Source organism: Actinoplanes sp. NPDC023936 (assembly GCF_040639325.1).
Classification (GTDB): domain Bacteria; phylum Actinomycetota; class Actinomycetes; order Mycobacteriales; family Micromonosporaceae; genus Actinoplanes.
In genome coordinates this window covers 1-17543 of record NZ_JBEZZR010000075.1, presented here as the reverse complement: position 1 = coordinate 17543, position 17543 = coordinate 1, and the positions used below count along the sequence as shown (strand labels likewise).

12 protein-coding genes and 1 pseudogene are annotated in these 17543 nt (G+C 71.9%); 10 read left to right on the top strand and 3 right to left on the bottom strand.

Features of this window, described 5'->3' with window-relative positions; all coding sequences use genetic code 11:
- Positions 1-130 precede the first annotated feature (130 nt).
- The gene (locus AB0F72_RS41620) at positions 131-745 is read right to left on the bottom strand and encodes a GDSL-type esterase/lipase family protein (RefSeq protein WP_360444659.1); all 615 of its coding nucleotides are present in this window, start codon (positions 743-745) and stop codon (positions 131-133) included.
- Between the two features lie 180 nt (positions 746-925).
- On the opposite strand from AB0F72_RS41620, the gene AB0F72_RS41615 reads away from it, so the two are divergent.
- Positions 926-1624: a cutinase family protein gene (locus tag AB0F72_RS41615; protein WP_360444656.1), complete on the top strand. Its 699-nt coding sequence runs from the start codon at positions 926-928 to the stop codon at positions 1622-1624.
- Between the two features lie 58 nt (positions 1625-1682).
- Here the strand turns inward: AB0F72_RS41615 and AB0F72_RS41610 are convergent, their stop codons facing one another.
- The gene (locus AB0F72_RS41610) at positions 1683-2381 is read right to left on the bottom strand and encodes a GntR family transcriptional regulator (RefSeq protein WP_360444653.1); all 699 of its coding nucleotides are present in this window, start codon (positions 2379-2381) and stop codon (positions 1683-1685) included.
- A gap of 16 nt (positions 2382-2397) precedes the next feature.
- Here AB0F72_RS41610 and AB0F72_RS41605 point away from each other — a divergent pair, with 16 nt between their 5' ends.
- From AB0F72_RS41605 to AB0F72_RS41590, 4 genes are all read left to right on the top strand, one after another.
- Positions 2398-5211 carry an FAD-binding and (Fe-S)-binding domain-containing protein gene (locus tag AB0F72_RS41605; RefSeq protein ID WP_360444651.1) on the top strand — a complete coding sequence of 938 codons (2814 nt, stop codon included), beginning with the start codon at positions 2398-2400 and terminating at the stop codon, positions 5209-5211.
- Positions 5212-5290: 79 nt separating this feature from the next.
- Positions 5291-6832 (top strand): NAD(P)/FAD-dependent oxidoreductase, encoded by a 1542-nt coding sequence (locus AB0F72_RS41600; RefSeq protein WP_360444648.1) that lies wholly within the window; start codon positions 5291-5293, stop codon positions 6830-6832.
- 101 nt (positions 6833-6933) lie between these two features.
- Complete coding sequence (locus tag AB0F72_RS41595) at positions 6934-7644, top strand: hypothetical protein (RefSeq protein WP_360444645.1); 711 nt, start codon at positions 6934-6936, stop codon at positions 7642-7644.
- Positions 7645-7707: 63 nt separating this feature from the next.
- A complete protein-coding gene (locus AB0F72_RS41590; RefSeq protein ID WP_360444642.1) occupies positions 7708-8484 on the top strand; it encodes an endonuclease/exonuclease/phosphatase family protein in 777 nt (258 codons plus the stop codon).
- Between the two features lie 302 nt (positions 8485-8786).
- Here the strand turns inward: AB0F72_RS41590 and AB0F72_RS41585 are convergent, their stop codons facing one another.
- Positions 8787-9629: an alpha/beta hydrolase gene (locus AB0F72_RS41585; protein ID WP_360444639.1), complete on the bottom strand. Its 843-nt coding sequence runs from the start codon at positions 9627-9629 to the stop codon at positions 8787-8789.
- Positions 9630-9658: 29 nt separating this feature from the next.
- Between AB0F72_RS41585 and AB0F72_RS41580 the strand changes: the two genes are divergently transcribed.
- The 5 genes and pseudogenes from AB0F72_RS41580 (at position 9659) to narI (ending at position 16973) form a co-directional block, all read left to right on the top strand.
- Positions 9659-10330: a methyltransferase domain-containing protein gene (locus AB0F72_RS41580; protein ID WP_360444636.1), complete on the top strand. Its 672-nt coding sequence runs from the start codon at positions 9659-9661 to the stop codon at positions 10328-10330.
- Between the two features lie 121 nt (positions 10331-10451).
- Positions 10452-14033 (top strand): nitrate reductase subunit alpha, encoded by a 3582-nt coding sequence (locus AB0F72_RS41575; RefSeq protein ID WP_360444662.1) that lies wholly within the window; start codon positions 10452-10454, stop codon positions 14031-14033.
- Positions 14033-15496, top strand: a pseudogene (narH, locus tag AB0F72_RS41570) (nitrate reductase subunit beta); the annotation flags it as partial. The gene AB0F72_RS41575 and the pseudogene narH, both read left to right, overlap by 1 nt.
- Before the next feature lie 68 nt (positions 15497-15564).
- Entirely contained in the window at positions 15565-16170 is a 606-nt protein-coding gene (gene narJ / locus AB0F72_RS41565; RefSeq protein WP_360444633.1) for a nitrate reductase molybdenum cofactor assembly chaperone, read from the top strand.
- Positions 16167-16973, top strand: coding sequence for a respiratory nitrate reductase subunit gamma (narI, locus tag AB0F72_RS41560; RefSeq protein WP_360444630.1), 807 nt, complete (start codon positions 16167-16169; stop codon positions 16971-16973). Before narJ ends, narI begins: the two co-directional genes overlap by 4 nt.
- Positions 16974-17543 lie beyond the last annotated feature (570 nt).

Sequence of the window (17543 nt, the reverse complement as noted above, 5' to 3'; positions counted from 1 at the left end):
ACCGCCCGGCGGGTGGCCGTGGCCCCCACCCGCGCCTGCCTGCCGCCGGCCGCGCGCCGCGCGCTGGTCGTCCCGCCTTGCCGGCGCCGCGCCGCGTGCCGGTCGGCGGTCGCCGCGCGGCGGTCGGCGGTTAGTGGGCTCGCGCTGACCGGGCTGCTCCGGCGGCCGCGTGGACCGCCGGGGCGAGGGCGGCGGCGATGACCGCGTAACCGGCACTGGACGGGTGGAACCGGTCGGCGCTGAACAGCGCCGGGTCGGCGGCGAACGCGCCGGCCGGTCCGCTGCCGAAGTCGGCGACCCGGGCGCCCGCCGCGATCGCGGCACGGGTCTGCTCCTGCTGCAGCAGGCGGCTGCCGGCCTGCACCAGCATCCGCATGTGCGGCGGCACCCACGGCACCACGCTCACGTCGGGCGCGGGCGCGACGACCACCTCGGCGCCGGCCGACCGCAGCATCCGGACGGCGTCGCCGAGCAGCGCGGCGGCGTGCTGCGGCGGGACGAGATGGGTCAGGTCGTTCGCGCCGATGATGATCAGCGCGAGGTCCGGCCGGCCGGCGGCGGCGCGCTGCGCCTGGGCGGCCAGGCCTCGGCTGTCGGCGCCGGGAACCGCGTGGACGTGCACCTCGGCGGCGATGCCGTGGTCGCCCAGGTCGGCGGCGAGGCGGGCGCCGATGGTGTCGGACGGACGGGCCGCGCCCTGCCCGTAGGCCAGCGAGTCACCGAGGACGGCGAAGGCGAGAGTCACGGAGATTGGCAACGCCGGGGACGCCGCTTTCGTTCCGGATCCCCCTCGGCGCGCACTCTGCGTGACCAGCCTCACAGGCTGTTGGCACTCGAGGTGCAAAAAACTTCGGCTGGTGGGCAACCGTTCCGCCCTCTCCTTCGTATTCCAGGGCGCAATCCTATGGCGGATAGGGAGGAATCAATGACTACTCGACGTAAGCGGCCGGGCAAGGGCCGGCGCCTCGCGCTGATCGGCGCGAGCGCGGCCGTGGTGGCCGCCGGTGCGGTCGTCACCCCGCAGGCTTTCGCCGGCACACTGTTCGGCGGGGCGAGCACCGCCGCGGCGGCCTGCTCCGATGTGGAGCTGGTGTTCGCGCGCGGCACCGGGGAACCGCAGGGCCTGGGCATCGTGGGCCGGCCCCTCGCACGGGAGCTCGCGGCCGAGCTGCCGGATCTGACGGTCGGCTCGTTCGCGGTGGTCTACGCGGCGGCGGGCAACCAGCGCAGCGCCGGGCCAGGCGCGACCAACATGAGCCGGCACATCGCCGAGGTGGCCGCGGCGTGCCCGGACACCCGGTTCGTGATCGGCGGATACTCGCAGGGCGCCAGCGTCACCGACATCGCCATCGGCATCCGGGGCGCCGGCACTCGCGGCGAGACGATCCCGGCGGCGCTGGCCGGCCGGGTCGCCGCCGTGGTGGTCTTCGGCAACCCGCTCGGCCTGCAGCGGCGGACCATCGCCGGGAGCAGCGCGGTCTTCGGCCCGAAGGCGAAGGAGTTCTGCAACACCGGGGACCCGGTCTGCGGCGGCGGCGGCAACTTCGCGGCCCATCTCGCCTATCCCCGCAACGGCAGTGTCCAGCGGGCCGCCGAGTTCGCCGCCGGCAAAGTCACCGGCTGAACCGGGCGGGATCGGCGTAAGGCGCGACCGCCGGCCGGCTCAGCGACCGCCGGCCGGCTCAGCGGCCGCCGGCCGGCTCAGCGGCCGCCGGCGGATCGGCGCGCAGGTTCGCCACCAGCAGGTCCCGCGTCGACTCCAGGTGCGCGCGCATCGCGGCCTCGGCCGCCTCGCCGTCCCGGGCGAGGACCGCGGCGACCACCGGCTGATGCTCGGCGTGGATCTCCCGCAGGGTGCGGCCGCTGGCCGTCGTCGGCGGCCCGAGCAGCGCTGTCGTGCCGCGCAGCCGGTCCACGATGCCGGCCGTGCGCGGCTTGCCGGCGGTGTGCAGCAGCAGGTCGTGCAGGGTCCGGTCGGCGGGCCAGAACGACGCCTCGTCGCCGGCCGCCACGGCAGCCGCCATCGCGCCGAGGGCGGCCCGGATCGCGGCGTGCTGCTCCGCGCTGCCGTGGACGGCGGCCTGCCGGGCGGCCGGCGGCTCCAGGGCCAGGCGGATGCCGATGATCTCCTCGATGTCCTGGACCTGGGGCGGCAGGACCCGGAAACCGCGGTTGCGGCGAATCTCCACGAGGCCCGCCTCGGCCAGCCGCAGCAGGCCCTCGCGCGCCGGGCTGCGGGACACGCCGAGCAGGTCGGCCAGCTGGTAGACCGAGTATGTCGTACCGGGCTCCAGCTCGCCGGTGGCGACGCCGTCGCGGACCGCCTGGGCGACGGCGTCGGCGAGCGAGGGGGCGTCCGTCGGGAGCACGAGCTTCGGCATGGGTAACATGTTACTCATGAGCGAGCAGTCGAGCGGTGCGGCGGACGCCGTCATAAAAGAACTGGTGACGGCCGGGCTCGAGGTGCGGTCCGACGCGGGCACCCGGGGGATGTACGCGTCCGACGCCTCCCTCTATCGGATCCCGCCGCTCGCCGTGGTGCGCCCCCGGCACGTCGACGAGGTCGCTGCCGCGCTCGCCGTCGCCCGGGAGACCGGCGTGCCGCTGACCTCGCGCGGCGCCGGGACGTCGGTGGCCGGCAACGCGGTCGGCCGGGGCATCGTCCTGGACTTCTCCCGCCACCTGAACCGGGTGCTCGACATCGACCCCGAGGCGCGCACCGCCGTGGTTGAGCCCGGCACCGTGCACGCGGTGCTGCAGAAGGCCGTCATGCCGCACGGCGTCCGGTTCGGCCCCGACCCGTCCACCCATCCGCGCTGCACGATCGGCGGGATGATCGGCAACAACGCGTGCGGGTCGCGGTCGCTGGCCTACGGCCGGACCTCGGACAACGTGGCCGGGCTGGAACTGCTCACGGTTGCTGGGGAGGCGTTCAGCACCGGATATGACGAGAGCGGTACCCCGTACCACAAGGGTTTTGATCGTGGCATCTCCGGCGTCAAGGAAGTGATCGGCGGAAACCTGGCGACGGTCCGGACCGAATTCGATCGGTTCGGGCGGCAGGTCTCCGGGTACGCCGCGCACCACCTACTGCCCGAGCGCTTCGACCTGACGCAGGCGCTCGTCGGCTCCGAGGGCACCCTCGCCGTGATCACGCAGGCGACCGTGAGGCTCGTCGTCGACTCCCCGATCCGGGTCGTCGTCGTGCTCGGCTTCCGGGACATCGTCGCCGCCGGCGAGGCCTCCCCGGCCGTCGTCGCGCACGGGCCCACCTCCTGCGAGGGTCTGGACTCGCGGCTGCTCGACGTGCTGCGCGCCCGCCGTGGCCCGGACGCTGTCCCGCCGCTGCCGCGCGGTGGCGCCTGGCTCTTCGTCGAGCTCGCCGGCACCGACCTCGGCGAGGTCCGGGACCGGGCGCGGAAGCTGGCCGCCGACGGCATCGGCGCGGACGCGCTGGTCGTCGAGGACCCGGCGACGCAGGCCCGGCTGTGGCGGATCCGGGAGGACGGCGCCGGTCTGGCCGGTCGCGCGCCCTCGGACAAGCCGGCCTGGCCGGGCTGGGAGGACGCCGCGGTGCCGCCGGAGAAGCTCGGCGCGTACCTGGCCCGCTTCGACGAGCTGGTCGCGTCCTACGGCATGACGTCCGCCCCGTTCGGGCACTTCGGCGACGGCTGCATGCACGTCCGGCTCGACTTCCCGCTCGACGCGCCCGGTGGCACGTCGGTGATGCGGTCGTTCCTGATCGACGCGGCGAAGCTCGTCGGCGAGTTCGGCGGGTCGCTCTCCGGCGAGCACGGTGACGGCCGGGCCCGCTCCGAGCTGCTGCCGCACATGTACTCGGCGGACGCGATCACGCTCTTCCGGAACATCAAGCACGTGTTCGATCCGGACAACCTGCTCAACCCCGGTGTGCTCGTCGACCCGGACCCGGTGGACGCGGACGTGCGGGCGGCCGGGAGCTTTCCGCTCAAGCGGCTCGCGATGGCGTACCCGCACGACGACGGCGACCTGGCGCAGGCCGTGCACCGCTGCACCGGCGTCGGCAAGTGCCGCGCCGACAACTCCGCGGCCGGTGGCGTGATGTGCCCGTCGTTCCTCGCCACCCGCGAGGAGAAGGATTCGACGCGCGGCCGGGCCCGGGTGCTGCAGGAGGTGGTGCGCGGTGAGCTGCCGTTCTCGCACCCGTCCGTGCACGACGCGATGGATCTCTGCCTGGCCTGCAAGGGCTGCGCCTCGGACTGCCCGACCGGCATCGACATGGCGACCTACAAGTCCGAGGTGCTGCACCAGACGTACTCCGGGCGCCTGCGTCCGCGCTCGCACTACACGCTGGGCAAGCTGCCGCTCCTCGCCCGCTTCGCCGGGTGGGTGCCACGCCTCGCGAACCTGTCCACCCGCCTGCCCGGCTTGCGCGGCATCGCCCTGTGGCTGGCCGGTGTCGACAAGCGGCGGTCCGTCCCGGCCTTCGCCAAGCGCCCGTTCCGGCGGACGTTCACCCCGTCGCCGACGCCGCAGGGCACCCCGGTCGTGCTCTTCGCCGACTCGTTCTCCGACGCCTTCTCGCCCGAGGTGGCCGAGGCGACGGTCCGGGTGCTGCGCGCCGCCGGCTACGAGCCCCGGCTGCCGTCCGGCAAGGTCTGCTGCGGCCTCACCTGGATCACCACGGGTCAGCTCGATTCCGCCAAGAAGATCCTTTCCCGTACGGTCGAGGCCCTCGCGCCCGATGCCCGCGCCGGAATCCCGATCGTCGGCATCGAGCCGTCCTGCACCGCGGTGCTCCGCTCCGACGTGCACGAGCTGCTGCCCGGCGACGAGGACGCGGCAGTCGTCGCCGGGGCGGTGCACACCCTCGCCGAGCTGCTCGCGAAGACGCCCGGCTGGACCCCGCCGGACCTGTCCGGAGTGGAGGTCGTCGCCCAGCCGCACTGCCACCACCACGCCGTCCTCGGCTGGAAGACCGACGCCGACCTGCTCGCCGAGACCGGCGCGACGGTGCGGCGCCTGGCCGGATGCTGCGGCCTGGCCGGTAACTTCGGTGTGGAGCTGGGGCACTACGAGGTGTCGGTGGCGGTCGCCGAGCAGAACCTGCTGCCGGCCCTGGACGCCGCGCCCGGCGCGGTGGTTCTGGCCGACGGATTCTCCTGCCGCACGCAGGTCGCTGACCTGCGCGACAGGCCCGCAGTGCACCTGGCTCAGCTGCTGGACCGGTGAATCAGGCCCGGAGGGGCAATCACCGAAGGGGGTTATGTCCTGTTTATGCTAATTAGACCTGCTTTTCATGAGGAGCGACATGACCATCTTCGAGCACCTGGATGTCCTGATCATCGGGGCCGGGATCTCCGGCATCGGAGCCGGTCGCTACCTGAAGACCGAACTGCCGGGTAAGAGCTTCGCCATCCTGGAGGCGCGGCCCGCGCCCGGTGGCACCTGGGATCTCTTCCGCTACCCCGGCATCCGCTCCGACTCCGACCTGCACACCTTCGGGTACGAGTTCAAGCCGTGGCGTGACAAGGAATCCATCGCCGACGCGCCGCGGATCCTCGCCTACCTGCGCGAGACCGTCACCGAGAACGGGCTCGACAGCCACATCCGCTACCACCACAAGGTGGTCGCCGCGTCCTGGTCCACGACGGACGCCCGGTGGACCGTCGAAGTGGACGCCGGCGGGCAGCGGACCCGGCTGACCTGCCGCTGGATCTTCTCGGCGAGCGGCTACTACCGGTACGACGAGGGATTCACCCCGGAGTTCGCCGGCCGGGAGCGGTTCCGGGGCACTGTCGTCCACCCGCAGCAGTGGCCGGACGACCTCGACTACGCCGGCAAGCGCGTCCTGGTGATCGGCAGCGGCGCCACGGCCGTCACCATCGTGCCGGCGATGGCGGGCACCGCGAGCCACGTGACGATGCTGCAGCGCACCCCCTCCTACATCCTCCCGGTGCCCCGGACGGACGGGCTCGCCAACGCGCTGCGCAAACACCTCGGCGCCGAACGCGGCTTCGCGCTGACCCGGCGCAAGAACATCGCGCAGCAGAAGGCGATCTGGTCGTTCTGCCGGCGCTACCCGAAAGCCGCCCGCCGGGTGATCCGCTGGGTCAACGCCCGCCAGCTGCCGGCCGGCTATCCGGTCGACGAGCACTTCAACCCGCCGTACGACCCGTGGGCGCAGCGCCTCTGCGTGGTCCCGGACGGCGACCTGTTCCGGGTCATCCGGGACGGCGCCGCGTCCGTGGTCACCGGCCGGATCGCCACGTTCACCGAGACCGGCGTGCTCCTGGAGTCCGGCCAGGAGCTGACGGCCGACATCATCGTGACCGCGACCGGGCTGAACGTCCAGGCGTTCGGTGGCGTCCCGCTGAGCGTCGACGGAGCGCCGGTGCGGTTGCCGGACACCGTCTCGTACAAGGGTGTGATGCTCTCCGGGGTGCCCAATCTGGCGTACGCGATCGGGTACACGAACTCGTCGTGGACGCTGAAGGTGGGCCTGCTCTGCGAGCATTTCTGCCGGCTGCTGCGACACATGGACTCGCAGGGGTACGAGATCTGCCGTCCCGAGGTGAGCGATCCGGCCATGCCCACCCGTCCGTTCCTGGACTTCGGGGCGGGCTACATCCAGCGGGCGGTGGCCACGCTGCCGCGGCAGGGTGATCGGATGCCGTGGCTGACCTCGATGGACTACCAGTCGGACGTGAAGCTGCTGCGGGCCGAGGATGTGACGGATCGGGAGCTGCACTTCTCCCGGGCCGCCCCGCCGCCGATTCCGGAGGCCCGGGCCTCGGTGGTCCCGGAGGATTGGATGGCCCCTGGGGCGCTCCGCGTCGGTCACGAGCCGTAAAGCCACACGACCGGCACCCTCCGCGTCCACGAGCTTTGACCTAGCCTCCTAGGACGCGGTAGGCGGGGTGAGCCTTGCCATCCACGGTCACACTCAGGGTCGTGGATCTCGATCGCTTTCGGCCACGCAGCGAGGCCGCCAGCCGGCTGACCCTGTTCGCCTGCCTCCTGGCGCCCAGCGTGGTGGCCGCGATCGGCAGCCTCCGGTCATGGCAGTGGTGGAACCTGCTGGTGTTCCTGGCGGTGGGACTGGGCTTGGCCGCGGTGTTCGTCCGAGGCTTTACCGGGCCGGCTGCGCGGGAGACGTTCGTGCAGCGGGCCGCGGGAGTGGCGCTGCTGGTGGCGGCGTTCGTCCTCGGCGTCTCGGCATCCGCCGGCACCCGCCTGACCGTCCTGGAGTGGTGGGGGCGGCCCACGACGGTGACCGTCCAGGATGTCCGGGTGAAGCATGACGTGCGCCGCGACAGATCAGTCTTCGAGTTCTGCTTCCGGGTGGCCCGGCTCGACGGCTCGCCGGTCTTCGGTGACTTCTGCCGGAGCGGCCGTGAATGGCGCGAGGGCATGCGGATGGAGGTGCTGCTGGAGCCCACCGGGTTCGTCGCTCCGGAGACTCCGGAAGAGGTGTCGATGGCGGGTACCTGGCGGACCGTCGGACTGGTCTCGATCGCGGTGATGGGCCTGTCCATCCGGTTCGTCGGCGGGATGTCCCCGGAACGGTCCGGCCCGACGATCGTGCGGCGCCCCGATCCCGGTCCCCGCCATCCCCGCATGCTCCGGCCGAAAGGACCCGGGAAACGCGGGCGTGGCCGCTGATCGATCGTGTTCGGCGGCGGGAGGCGCGGGTACAGCGGTGGCATGACCCACAGGATTCGCGTGATGACGTGGAACATCTGGTGGCGATTCGGGCCGCACTGGGAGGACCGGCAGCCGGCCATCCGGGCCACAGTGGAGCAGTTACGCCCGGATGTGGTCGCCCTCCAGGAGGTGTGGGCCGGTGACGGCACCACGCAGGCGCACGAGCTGGCGGACGCGCTGGGGATGCACGCGGTGTTCGCCGGGCCGTCGTTCCCGCAGGCTCCGGCCGGGTCCGGCTTCGAGCTGGGGCTGGCGGTGCTGAGCCGGTGGCCGATCCTGGACACCGCGACGGCCGTGATGCCGGCCCGGCACCGCGACTGGGATCCGGTCGCCCTGACGGTGCGCGCCGACCATCCGGCCGGGCCGCTGCCGATCGTGGCGGCCTGCCTCGACTACGGGGTGCCGTACACCGATGATCGCATCGCCCAGGGAACGTTCGTGGCCGACCTGGCCACGGATCCGGGCTTCGACGGGCCGTGCCCGGTGCTGCTGATGGGCGACCTGAACGCGGCGGCCGGCTCCCCGGTCCTGCGCCGCGCCGAGGACGTGCTGGTCGACGCGTGGACGGCGGGCCGGGGAGCGGCGGACGCGGTCACGCTGCCGTCGACGCATCCGTCGGCGCCGCTGAGCGCCGGGCCGCAGCTGATCGACCAGCGCATCGATCACATCTTCTTCCGCGCGGGGCGGGAGGATCAGCAGGTGCTCGTGGAAGGGGTGCGGCTGGCCGGGGACCCGGTCGGCGGGGTGTTCCCGTCCGATCACCGGGCGGTCGTCGCCGATCTGCGCTGGCGGGAGTGAGGGTGCGCGGGGGTGCGCGGCGCGATCACATTCGGACGGGCGCTCGGTGTTGCTGCGCTGGTGACCAGCTGGACCAGCTGGCGCTCAGTGCTGCCCCAAGCGACCTTCGGCAGCACTGGTAACCAGCTTGTCCGGGCGAGCTGGTTACCAGTGCTGTCACGCGACCCTTTCGCCGACACTGAGCGCCAGCCGGCCTCCGTCGCTCCACGATCCACACTCCGTAGTCCACAGCGCGCGACCGGGCCCTGCGCGGTGACCGGGCCCTGCGCCGCGACCCTGCGCAGGGACCGGGCATCCGTTGCTCAACCCACCCCGCCGCCTCTCAGGAAGTCGTCGATCACCGTGCGGAACAGTTCGGGCTGCTCCACCCACGGGCGGTGGCCGGACTCGGCGAACACCTCCAGGCGGCTGTCCCGGTAGGTCTCGTGGATCAGGCGCGCCGGGACGGTCCCGATCAGACCGTCCGACGCGCCCGCGATCGCCAGCACCGGGCAGGTCACCGCGGCCAGCCGTTTCAGCCGCTCGGGCAAGGTGTCCGGGGTGGCCGACCCCGCGTAGAACGCCGCCCGCAGCCACGGCAGCGTCGTGGCGTGCCCGGGGACGTACTCGGCGCGGCGGCGCTCCGGCGTCCACCGGTGCCAGGAGAACGGCACCAGCCGGGCCCGGCCGAGCGGCGACTGTACGTCGGCGCCGGCCGCCTGCGGGTACCACGGCTCGTTCCGGCGGGCGGCGCGCAGGGTGGCGATCTCGGCCGGATCGGCTTCCCGGCCGGCCCGGCCGACCGGGGTGACCAGGACCAGGCGGCGGACCCGGTCCGGGTGGGTGGCGGCGTACTCCTGCGCGGTCAGGCTGCCGGCCGAGTGGGCGAGCACGTCCAGCGTCTGCAGGCCGAGGTGCCGCCGCAGCTCCTCGACGTCCCGGGCCTGCTCCACGAACGACACGGTGGCCGGGTCGGCGGGCACCGCGGAGCGGCCGGCCGCGCGGGCGTCCGTGAGGATCAGGCGCCGGACGGCGGACAGGCCGCCCAGGTCCCGCAGGTAGCGCGCATCGGTGCCGGGCCCGCCGGGCAGCACGACGAGCGGCGGCCCGTCGCCGTCCTGGTCGTAGTGGAGGCGCAGGCCGTCGTAGGAGGTGAAGAAGGGCACGCGACAGGCTATCGGGATACGCTCGGGGCGTGTTCTCGGCCAACGGCCCGTCGCTACGGGAGCTCTGCGTGCAGGCGCTGTCGTCGGTGGAGCGCGGCTATGACCTGCTGGCGCCGAAATTCGACAACACGCCGTTCCGCACGCCGGACCGGATCCTCGAGATGACCGCTCGCGCGCTGGCGGACGAGGGGCCGTTCGACAGGGGACTGGACGTGTGCTGCGGGACCGGCGCGGGGCTGACGGTGCTCACCCGGCTGTGCCGGGACCGGGTCGCCGGTGTGGACTTCAGCGCCGGGATGCTCGGGCAGGCCCGGCGCGCCTGCCCGCCGGCCACGCTCGTGCGGGCGGACGCGCGGGCGCTGCCCTTCTCCGCGGGCTTCGATCTGGCGGTCACGTTCGGGGCGCTCGGGCATTTCCTGCCGCGGGAGCGGCCGGCGGTGTTCGCCGGGGTGTTCCGGGCGTTGCGGCCGGGCGGGGTGTTCGCGGTGCCGGTGGGGGAGCTGCCGCCGGTCACGTCGGTGGCGCACTGGGCGGCGCTCGGGTTCGACGTGGTGATGCGGGTGCGCAACGCGCTGATCCGGCCGCCGTTCGTCATGTACTACCTGATCATGGATCCGGTCGCCGTCCGGCGTGACCTGGAAGAGGCCGGGTTCCGGGTGGAGCAGCGGCCGGGCATCCAGCTCGCCCGCAAACCCGGATAGGACTTTGGTCCCGGGCGGGACGGGACCTGATGCCGCTGTCCCCGGCTGATCAAGGGACGAGGGTGAGGGAGCCACCCCGAAGCAAGGAGCGCCTCCCGTGTCACTTGAACCCCTCGCGCCTCTGCTCGCCACCCGGCGGTTCCTGACCAAGGAGACCGTCGGTGACCACGGCCGCACGGTGCACCAGGTCCGCAGTGAGGACTGGGACGCGTTCTACCGGGACCGGTATCGCTACGACAAGGTGGTGCGCTCGACCCACGGGGTGAACTGCACCGGCTCCTGCTCGTGGAACGTGTTCGTCAAGGACGGGCTGATCACCTGGGAGCACCAGGCGACGGATTACCCGACGACCGGGCCGGACGCGCCGGACTACGAGCCGCGGGGCTGCCCCCGGGGTGCCTCCTTCTCCTGGTACGAGTATTCGCCGTCCCGCGTCCGTCACCCGTACCTGCGCGGTGTGCTCGCCGAGATGTACCGCGAGGCGCGGCAGCGGCTGGGTGACCCGGTGGCCGCGTGGGCGGAGATCGTGGAGACGCCGCTGAAGGCGCGGGCCTACAAGGCGCAGCGCGGGCGCGGCGGTTTCGTGCGGGCGAGCTGGGACGAGGCGATCGAGATCGTCGCGGCGGCGCACGTCTACACGACCAAGACCTACGGGCCGGACCGGGTGGTCGGGTTCTCGCCGATCCCGGCGATGTCGATGGCGTCGTTCGCGGCCGGCACCCGCTATCACGCGCTGCTCGGCGGCACCCTGCTCAGCTTCTACGACTGGTACGCGGACCTGCCGATCGCCTCCCCGCAGATCTGGGGCGACCAGACCGACGTCCCGGAGGCCGGGGACTGGTGGAACGCCACGTACCTGATGATGTGGGGTTCCAACATCCCGGTCACCCGGACGCCGGACGCGCATTTCCTGGCCGAGGCCCGCTACAAGGGTACGAAGGTGGTGGCGGTCAGCCCGGACTACGCGGACAACGTGAAGTTCGCCGACGACTGGCTGGCGCCGCATCCGGGCACCGACGGGGCGCTCGCGATGGCGATGGGTCACGTGGTGCTCAAGGAGTTCTTCGTGGACCGGCAGACGGAGTACTTCATCGACTACGTCCGGAAGTACACGGACATGCCGTTCCTGGTGACGCTGCGCAACACCGGCACGACGTGGGTGACCGACCGCTTCCTCACCGCCGCTGACCTGGGGGAGAGCGACGGCGAGCACAAGACCGTCCTGATCGACGAGCGCACCGGCGAGCCGGTCGTCCCGCACGGATCCCTGGGCTTCCGCTACGGCGAGCCCGGCCGCTGGAACCTCGACCTCGGCGACGTGGTTCCCGCCCTCGGCATCACCGGCGACGAGCACGTGGTGATCGAACTCGCCCGCTTCGACACCGGTGAGACCGAGGGCGGCGCGACCATGCGCCGCGGCGTCCCGGTGCGCTGGATCGGCGGACACGCCGTCACCACGGTGTTCGACCTGATGATGGCCCAGTACGGGGTCCGCCGCGGCGACCTGCCCGGCGAGTGGCCGACCGGCTACGACGACGCGGACGCACCGAACACCCCGGCCTGGCAGGAGAAGATCACCGGCGTGCCGGCCACGCTGGCTGCCCGGATCGGCCGGGAGTTCGCCCGCAACGCCGAGCGCAGCCGCGGCCGCTCGATGATCGTCCTGGGCGCCGGCGCGAACCAGTGGTTCCACTCCGACATGACGTACCGGGCGTTCATCTCGCTCGTCACGCTCACCGGCTGCCAGGGCGTCAACGGCGGCGGCTGGGCGCACTACGTCGGGCAGGAGAAGGCCCGCCCGATCACCGGCCAGCAGCACATGAGCTTCGCGTTCGACTGGCAGCGGCCGATGCGGCACCAGGCGTCCACCCCGTTCTGGTACCTGCACACCGACCAGTGGCGGTACGAGCGGGTGCCGGCCGACGAACTGGCGTCGCCGCTGGGCACCGGGCGGTTCGCCGGCATGTCGTTCGCGGACACGGTGGCCGCGGCGCAGCGGATGGGCTGGACGCCGGGACACCCGTTCTTCAACCGCAACCCGCTCGATCTCGGAGACGACGGGGTGGAGAAAACCCTTGAAGCGCTCAAGTCGGGTGCTTTGACGACGGTCGCCGAAGACCCTGACGACCCGGCCAACTTCCCCCGAGCCCTCACCCTGTGGCGCTGCAACCTGCTCGGCTCGTCGGGCAAGGGCAACGAGTACTTCATGCGCCACCTGCTCGGCGTGGAGAGCGACGCCACCGCGTCCGAGTGCGAGCCGGGCCAGCGGCCGCGCGACGTCATCTGGCGGGACGAGGCGCCGGTCGGCAAGCTCGACCTGCTGACCACCCTGGACTTCCGGATGACCAACACCGGCCTGCACTCCGACCTGGTCCTGCCGGCCGCCACCTGGTACGAGAAGAACGACATCTCCACCACCGACATGCACCCGTTCGTGCACGCGTTCAGCCCGGCGGTCGAGCCGCCGTCGGACGCGCACACCGACTACGACACGTTCCTGGCCCTGGCCGACAAGGTCAGCGAGCTGGCGGTCACCCACCTCGGTGTCCGCACGGACATCCTGGCCGCGCCGCTGCAGCACGACACCCCGGACGAGCTCGCGATGCCGAGCGGCCGGGTCCGGGACTGGAAGTTCGGCGAGTGCGAGCCGGTCCCGGGGAGGACGATGCCGAAGCTGATCACGATCGAGCGGGACTACACGCAGATCGGCCGCAAGATGCGCACTGTCGGCCCGCTGCTGGACACGCTCGGCACGACGACCAAGGCGATCACGGTGGACGTCAGCGACGAGATCGCGTACCTGAAGCACCAGAACGGCGTGATCGACGGCCGGCCGTCGCTGGCGACCGCGGACCGGATGTGCGAGGCGATCCTGGCGCTGAGCGGCACCACCAACGGCGCACTGGCGCTCAAGGGCTTCGCGGAGCTGGAGAAGCGCACCGGGCAACGGTTCACCGACTACATCGAGGGCCACGAGAAGGACCGGATCACGTACGCCGAGACCCAGGACGCCCCGCAGCCGGTCTTCACCAGCCCGGAGTGGTCCGGCTCGGAGAAGGGCGGCCGCCGCTACTCACCGTTCACCATCAACGTCGAGCGGCTGAAGCCCTGGCACACCGTCACCGGCCGCCAGCACTTCTTCATCGAGCACGACTGGGTCGCCGAGCTCGGCGAGCAGCTGCCGGCGTTCCGGCCGCCGCTGAACATGGCCCGGCACTTCGGCAAGCCCGGCGAGGCGGTCGACGGCGGAGTGACGGTGCGGTTCCTGACCCCGCACGCCAAGTGGTCGATCCACTCGATGTACCACGACAACGAGCTGATGCTGGCGCTGTCCCGCGGCGGCCCGGTGATCTGGATGTCCCGGCCGGACGCCGAGAAGATCGGCGTGGCCGACAACGACTGGATCGAGGCGCACAACCGCAACGGCGTCGTGGTGGCCCGCGCCGTCGTCAGCCACCGGATGCCCGAGGGCACGGTCTTCCAGTACCACTCGCCGGAACGCACCGTGAACGTCCCCAAGGCGGAGAAGTCGCGGCGGCGCGGCGGCTACCACAACTCGATGACCCGGCTGCTGATCAAGCCGACGCATCTGGCCGGCGGGCACGCCCAGCTCACCTACGCCTTCAACTACTACGGCCCGATCGGCAGCCAGCGCGACGAGATCACCGTGATCCGGCGCCGCACGCAGGAGGTGGAGTACTGATGCGTATCCGCGCGCAGGTCGCCATGGTGATGAACCTGGACAAATGCATCGGCTGCCACACGTGCTCGGTGACGTGCAAGCAGACCTGGACCAACCGGGACGGCACCGAGTACGTCTGGTTCAACAACGTCGAGACCAAGCCCGGCATCGGGTACCCGAAGGGCTACGAGGACCAGGAGAAGTGGAAGGGCGGCTGGAAGCTCGACGACCGCGGCCGGTTGCGGCTGCGGTCCGGCGGGCGGCTCAAGCGGCTCTCCCGGATCTTCGCGAACCCGGATCTGCCGGCCATCGACGACTACTACGAGCCGGCCACCTTCGACAAGGACATCCTGGTGAACGCGCCGGCCGGCCGGACCGACACCCCGGTCAAGCAGCCCTACTCGCAACTCACCGGTGAGCCGATGAGCGTCGTCTGGGGCGCGAACTGGGAGGACTCGCTCGGCGGCGCGACAGGCCTCGACGACCCGAACCTGCGGGCGGTGAGCGACAAGGTCAAATTCGAGTTCGAGAAGACCTTCATGTTCTACCTGCCGCGGATCTGCGAACACTGCCTCAACCCGGCGTGCGTCTCCGCCTGCCCGTCCGGCGCCATGTACAAGCGCGAGCAGGACGGCATCGTGCTCGTCGACGAGGACCGCTGCCGGGGCTGGCGGATGTGTGTGTCGGCGTGCCCGTACAAGAAGGTCTACGTCAACCACGCCACCGGCAAGGCCGAGAAGTGCACGTTCTGCTTCCCCCGCCTGGAGGCGGGGCAGCCCACCATCTGCAGCGAGACCTGCGTCGGCCGCCTGCGCTATCTCGGCATTGTCTGGTACGACGAGGACGCCGTGCTCGCCGCCGCGTCGGTGCCCGAGTCCGAGCTGCTGGACGCGCAGCGGTCGGTCTTCCTCGACCCGTTCGACCCGGCGATCCAGCAGGCCGCCCGCGACGCCCGCCACCCCGAGGAGTGGATCGTCGCCGCGCAGCGGTCCCCGGTCTGGAAACTGATCAGCGAATACCGGATCGCGCTCCCGCTGCACCCGGAGTACCGCACGCTGCCGATGGTCTGGTACGTCCCGCCGCTCTCCCCGGTCCTGGACGCGGCCGGCGCCGCCGGTCGTGACGACACCGACGCCGACGACATCTTCCACACCATCGACGACCTGCGGATCCCGGTCGAGTACCTGGCGTCGCTGTTCACCGCGGGCGACACCGCGACCGCCGGCGGGGTGCTGATGAAACTCGCCGCGATGCGCTCCTACATGCGCGCCCGCACGCTCGACGGGACCGTCGCCGAGGAGTTGCTCGACGGCATCGGCATGACCGGCGAGCAGGTCGAAGCCATGTACCGCCTGCTCGCCATCGCGAAGTACGACGAGCGCTACGTGGTCCCGGCCGCGCACGCCCGCGACGCGGCGGCCCTGGAAGCGCAGGCCGCCGCGCAGACCGACTGCTCCCTGGACTGCGAAGGCGGGCCGGGCATGGCCGATTTCCATCTGCCGCAGCAGCCCACGCGGCGTCGCCTGCCGATCAACCCGATCCGGGGCCGGTCATGAGGGCGACGCTGTTCCAGCTGGCCTCGCTCCTGCTGACCTACCCCGACGACGACCTGCTCCGGGCGGGGCCCGAGCTGCGGGAGGCCGCCGCCGGCCTGGAGCCCTCCGGGGTACGGGAGAAGGTGTCCACCTTCCTCGATTGGTTCCTGGCGGTCAGCCCGATGACCGCGCAGCGGCACTACGTCGAGACCTTCGACCTGCGCCGCCGCAGCGGGCTGTACCTCACGTACTACCTGCACGGCGACACCCGCAAGCGGGGGATGGCGCTGCTCATGCTGAAGCAGCGGTACCGGGCGCACGGCCTGCGTCTCGCCGACGGGGAACTGCCCGACCTGCTGCCGATCGTCCTGGAGTTCGCGGCGGTGGCCGGCCCCGGCGACGGCGAGGCCCCGCTGCGCCAGCACCGGCAGGGACTCGAACTGCTCCGGGCGGCGCTGGAGGAGTCCGGTAGCCCGTACCGGCAATTGGTGGAAGCGATCGTGGACGTCCTGCCGCAACTCGGCGACCGAGATCGCGAAGCGATCGAGGCTCTCGCCGTCGACGGGCCGCCGGAACTCGAAACCGTCGGCCTCGGACCTGATCTCATTGAGGTGTCCCGATGAACACGCTGCTGTGGACCGTCCTGCCGTATGCCTGCCTCACGGTGTTCGTGATCGGACACGTGTGGCGCTGGCGGCACGACCAGTTCGGCTGGACCACGCACACCAGCCAGCTCCTGGAGAACCGGCTGCTGCGGCTCGGATCACCGCTGTTCCACCTCGGCGCGTTCGGGGTGATCGCCGGGCACGCGATGGGCCTGCTGATCCCGGCATCGGTCACCGAGTTCCTCGGCGTCTCCGAGCACACCTATCACCTGGTGTCCGTGACCGGCGGCGTGATCACCGGGGTGACGCTGGTGGTCGGTCTGGCGCTGCTGATCGCGCGGCGGTTCGTGAGCGGCCGGATCCGGCGGGTGACGACGACGATGGACAAGGTTCTGTACGCCGCGCTGACCGCCATGGTCGTCCTCGGGATGAGCGGGACCGTCGTGATCAACCTGTTCGGGGAGGGGTACGACTACCGGGAGAGCCTGGCCGTCTGGTTCCGGCAGATCTTCTGGTTCCAGCCGGACCCGTCGCTGATGACCGGGGCGCCGCTGGTGTTCCAGTTGCACGCCCTGGGCGGGTTCCTGTTTCTGGCGCTGTGGCCGTTCACCCGCCTGGTGCATGTGTGGTCGGCGCCGCTGGCGTATCTGTCCCGGCCGTACGTCGTCTACCGCCGCCGGCGCGGCCCGGTGCCGGCCGCCCAGCCGAGCCCGGCCGAGGTGCGCGACGCGGCCCGGCGGGGTGCCGCTCGCGTGGGGGCAGCGGGGCACCCGAACGGTGTCGCCCCCAGGGAGGCGACCGGTGATCGAGTCGCCCGGTAGCCGCGAGTCGGCCGGCGATCGAGTCGGGCCAGCGCACACGGTGAGCTGTGGCGGGGGTGGCGGGGCTGTTCGTGTGCGCCCATCGCCGCACGGGTTGAGGCGCTTGGCGGCCGGGCGGCTGTGGATCGTGGAGCGGCGGGGCGGGCTGGCGCTCAGTGCTGACCCCGCTGGCTCATTGACACGCCCGCTACCAGCAGATATTCGGCCTCGGCCCCGCGCCCCCGCGTGCGTGCCCCGCCGCCCCGCGCTGGCGTCCTCGCATCTGGCACCTCGCATCTGGCACCTCGCGCCTGGCACCTCGCACCTGGCACCTCGCACCTGGCACCTCGCACCCGGTACCTCCCGCCTCGCCGATCTTGGAATTCACCGCCCCGGCCGTAGCCCACACATGTGATCAAGCCTGGGTAACCCCTCTGGCCTACGGCTGGTGTCGCCCGGCCGTAGTCCAGGCATGTGATCAAGCCCGGGTAGCCGTTCTGGCCTACGGCTGGTGTCGCCCGGCCGTAGTCCAGGCATGTGATCAAGCTCGGGTAGCCGTTCTGGCCTACGGCTGGTGTCGCCCGGCCGTAG